Origin of the sequence: Streptomyces mexicanus (assembly GCF_902506575.1) — a bacterium.
Lineage (GTDB): Bacteria > Actinomycetota > Actinomycetes > Streptomycetales > Streptomycetaceae > Streptomyces > Streptomyces mexicanus.
In genome coordinates this window covers 1-4,641 of sequence record NZ_LR732652.1, presented here as the reverse complement: position 1 = coordinate 4,641, position 4,641 = coordinate 1, and the positions used below count along the sequence as shown (strand labels likewise).

General features: G+C 74.1%; 2 protein-coding genes. Both read left to right on the top strand.

Features of this window, described 5'->3' with window-relative positions:
* The first annotated feature begins 39 nt into the window (after positions 1 to 39).
* Positions 40 to 1,857 (top strand): PIG-L family deacetylase, encoded by a 1,818-nt coding sequence (locus tag GV126_RS34290; protein WP_159675162.1) that lies wholly within the window; start codon positions 40 to 42, stop codon positions 1,855 to 1,857.
* 8 nt (positions 1,858 to 1,865) lie between these two features.
* Positions 1,866 to 4,454 (top strand): glycoside hydrolase family 3 protein, encoded by a 2,589-nt coding sequence (locus GV126_RS34285; protein ID WP_201299987.1) that lies wholly within the window; start codon positions 1,866 to 1,868, stop codon positions 4,452 to 4,454.
* The last annotated feature ends 187 nt before the right edge of the window (positions 4,455 to 4,641 follow it).

Genomic DNA, 4,641 nt, shown 5'->3' with positions numbered 1-4,641 from the left:
GCCCCTCGACCCCGTCCGCCCCCACGAAGGGAGCACCGCGTGAGCGAGCAGCCCGCCTGCACCGTCGTCGTCCCCACCTACAACCGCTCCGGACTCCTCCGGCACACCCTGGACTCGCTGTGCCGCCAACGCCTCGACACCGGCGACACCTTCGAGGTGGTGGTGTCGGACGACGGCTCCAGCGACGACACCGCCGACCTCGTCGCCGGCTACCGCGACCGGCTCGACGTGCGGTACTTCTTCCAGGAGGACGAGGGCTACCGGGCGGCCGAGGCGCGCAACGCCGGTATCCGCCACGCCCGTTCCGAGGTCTGCGTGTTCGTCGACTCGGGCGTCGTCCTGCACTCCGGCGCGCTGGCCGCGCACCTGGCCGCCCACCGGGAGACGGACACACCCACGGCGGTGGTCGGCTACGTGCTCTGCTTCAACGAGGACAACGAGGACGGCCGGGCCATCACCGAGGCCCTCGACCTGGCCGACCCGGACGCCTCCTTCGCCGAGTTCACCGCGCAGCGCCGCTGGCTGGACATCCGGGAGGACTACTACGAACGCTACGGCGAGGACCTCGACGCCCTGACCGCGCCCTGGCTGATGTGGTGGACGTGCAACTCCTCCGCCGCCACCCGCCTGCTGCGCGAGGTCGGCGGCTTCGACGAGGCGTACCGCTCCTGGGGCGCGGAGGACGTCGACCTGAGCTACCGGCTGCGCACGGCCGGCGCCCGCTTCGTCCTGCGCCGCGACGCCGCCGCCCTTCACATCCCGCACCCCAAGAGCTACGAGGCCAACATGCGCTCGGCCGCGCACAACTACCGCTACTTCGCCGAGAAGTACGACACCCCGGTCGCCCACCTGGTGCCCCACCACCACTTCCACGAGATCGAGGACATCCTGCGCTCGCGCGGACTGGCCGATGGCCCGGTCACCGACCGGTTCGGCACGGTGATCCGCCCCATCGACCGCATGGACGCCGAACAGGCCGCCGCCGCACCCCCGCAGGCCGCCGCCACACCCCAACCTGCCGCCGCTGCTCCCGCCGCCACCCCCACGACGGAAGATGCCCCCATGACACCGCTGCTCGGCATGTGGACCTGGAAGGACCGCGAGGCCCGCCGCGAGACACCCCGGGTGCTGGTGTTCTCCCCGCACCCCGACGACGAGGTGATCGCCTGCGGGGGCACCATCGCCCGGCTGGCCGCCGAAGGCGCCCGGGTCGGCGTGGTGTTCGCCACCGACGGAGCCATGTCCCACTCCGCGGTGCTCGGCATCCACACCGACCCCACCCCCGCCGAACTGCGCGAGATACGCCGCGAGGAGGCACGTATGGCCGCCAAGGCGATGGGGCTGAGCGAGACGGCGGCACGGTTCCTCGACTACCCCGACACCCGGCTCGCCGACCACCTGCCCGCCTTCCGCCGGGACGTCCTGCGGATCCTGGGCGAGCACCGCGGCGTCACCGACGTCTACCTCCCCCACGAGGTCAGGGAACTCAACGCCGACCACCGGCTCACCGGCGAGACGGTGGTGTCCTGCCTGGAGGAGCTGGGCCTCACCCCGACGCTGTACCGGTACGTGGTGTGGGACGAACGCACCGAGGAGGAGTTTGGGTTCGTCAACCGCAACCCCGCCGACGGCCCCGGCACCGGCGGCGAGCGGCTGACCTCCTTCGACATCGGGCCCTGGGTGCCGCAGAAGCACGCGGCCTTCCGCGAGCACCGCACCCAGGTCGAACTGTACGCACCGAAGCAGACCAGGCCGGTAGTCCCCGAGCCGTTCCAGGAGCGGGTGTTCGCCGCCCGCACCGAGGAGTTCTGGATCGCCGCGCCGGACGCGGACGCACCCGCCGGGGAAGGGAAGTGACGACGACCGTGACCACCGTGACAGGCAGCGCGGCGGCCACCGGGCTGCCCGCCCTGCGGCCGCTGGCCCACTGGCCGCGGCTCACCTCGGCGATCGCGCCGGACGCCGCGCTGGAACGCCGGGTGACCGACCTCCTCGGGCAGATGACGCTTCAGGAGAAGGTCGGCCAGATGATCCAGCCCGAACTGGCCGAGCTGACCCCCGAGGACGTGCGGGACTTCCACATCGGCTCCGCGCTCAACGGCGCCGGCATCTGGCCCGGGGGCGAACGCCACGCCACCGTGCAGGACTGGGTGGACACCGTCGACCGGTTCTGGACGGCGGCCGAGGAGAGCTGGCGGGGCCGCGGCTTCCGCATCCCCTTCCTGTGGGCCACCGATGCCGTCCACGGGCACAACAACGTGTACGGCGCCACCGTCTTCCCGCACAACATCGGCCTGGGCGCGGCAGGCGACCCCGACCTGGTGCGGCGCATCGGCGCGGCCACCGCCCGCGAGGTCGCCGCCACCGGCATGGACTGGATCTTCGCGCCCACCGTCACCACCCCCCGCGACCGCCGCTGGGGCCGCTACTACGAGGGGTACGGCGAGGACCCCGCCCTCGTGCACGCCTACGGCCGGGCCATGGTCGAGGGCCTGCAGGGCGATGTCGCGGCCCTGCGCACCGACGGCAAGGTGCTCGCCACGCTCAAGCACTGGATCGCCGACGGCGGCACCGTCCACGGCGGCGACCGCGGCACCGCCCGCTGCTCCGAGGACGTGCTCCGGAACATCCACGCCCAGGGCTTCGTGGCCGGCATCGCCGCCGGCGCGCAGAGCGTGATGGTTTCCTTCAGCAGCTGGGAGCATCCCGCCAACTACGACCACAGCCCCGATCGCGCAGAGCCGTACAACCACAAGGTGCACGGCAGCCGCTACCTGCTGACCGACGTGCTCAAGGAGGCCCTCGGCTTCGACGGCATCGTCATCAGCGACTGGGACGCGCACGCGGAGGTCGCCGGCTGCTCCGCCGGCGACGCCGGTTACGCGATCAACGCCGGACTGGACGTGCTGATGGTCGCCGGCCGCGAGGCCTGGCAGAGCGTGCACCGCACCACCGTGCGCCAGGTGCGCGAGGGGCAGATCCCGATGGCCCGCATCGACGACGCGGTCCTGCGGGTGCTGCGGGTGAAGATGCGCGCCGGCCTGTGGGACAAGCCGCGGCCCCGGGAGCGCGCCCTCACCCGCGCCGGGGCGTCGGTCGTCGGCTGTGCCGAACACCGGGAACTGTCCCGCGAGGCCGCCCGCACGTCACTGGTCCTGCTCAAGCACACCCCCGGCCTGCTGCCGCTGGCGCGCACCGCCCGGGTGCTGGTCACCGGCAGCGCCGCCGACGACCTGAGCAAGCAGTGCGGCGGCTGGACCCTGACCTGGCAGGGCGACGACGTGGACCGCGCCGACCTGCCGGGGGGCAGCACCCTGGCGGACGCGGTGCGCTCGGTGGTCGGCACCGAGCGGTGCGCCGTCGACCCGCATCTGGAGCACACCGACCCCACCGCCTTCGACGTGGCCGTCGTCGTCCTCGGCGAGGACTCCTACGCCGAGATGCGCGGCACCCTCAAACCCTGGCGCTCCCTGGCCTACGCCGACCTCAAACGCTCCTACGCCCGCGACCTCCAGGTGCTGCGCCGGCTGCACTCGGTCGGCGTGCCGGCCGTGACCGTCTTCCTCACCGGCCGCCCCCTGTACTGCACCGAGGAGATCAACCTCTCCGCCGCCTTCGTCGCCGCGTGGCTGCCCGGACCGTACGCCGAGGGCATCACCGACGTGCTGTTCGCCGGCCCCGACGGCACACCCGCCCATGACTTCCAGGGCCGGCTGCCCTCGTCGTGGCCGCGCACCCGCGACTCGGCCGCCGTCAACCGTATCCCGCCCCACCTGCCCGACTACCGGGTGCCGCCGGAGGAGACCCGGCCCGAGGGCCGGCACACCCCGCTGTTCCCCGTGGGCCACGGCCTGTCCCTGCACGACACCACCGACACGGTCGGTCTGCTGGCGCCGGACGAACCCCGCCCGGCGCCGCCGCCACCCGCGGTGGACGGGCCGCTGCGCGTCCTGGACGCGGACGGCACCCCGTACCGGCTGCGGGTCGGGGGCCACAACACCTGGTCCCGCGAGGACGTGCCGCTCACCGGGCCCATGCGGTGCCTGATCGTGCACACCGATCCGGTGCCCGCCCCGGCCGGCGGCACCGGGCTGCGGCTGCGCTTCACCGGCTACCCGGCGTTCGTCTACGCCGAGTCGCCCACCGGCACCCCCGAGGACCTGCGCGGCCACCTTCAGGCCGGCGCCCACGTCGAGTTCGCCGTGCGTGTGCTGCAACCGCCCACCGCACCCCTGTTCCTGGCCTGCCACGACGACTACCCGGCCCAGCCCGGCCTGGACCTGCTACCCCGGTTGCGGCAGGCCGCGCCGGGGGAGTGGACGCGGGTGTCGGTGCCGCTGGCCGACCTGGCCGCGGCCGGCCTGGACCTGCGCCACGTGGACGTGCCGTTCATGCTCTACACCGAGGGCACCGCCGAGCTGGAGGTCGCCGACGTCAGCTGGCGCGTGCCGTGAGCGGTGGGGAGCCGCCGCGCGGCCCGGGCCGGCCGGCCGGGGTCCACGGCCCGGCCCGGCCCGCCGGCCCGCCGGACGGCCCTTTGGACGGCGGCGGGGGCGGCGCGGGTGCGGGGGGGGCCCGGCTCGCCGGCTCGGACGCCCGTCCCGCGCCCGCCGGGTCCGCGGCCCAGGACCCGATGGAGAC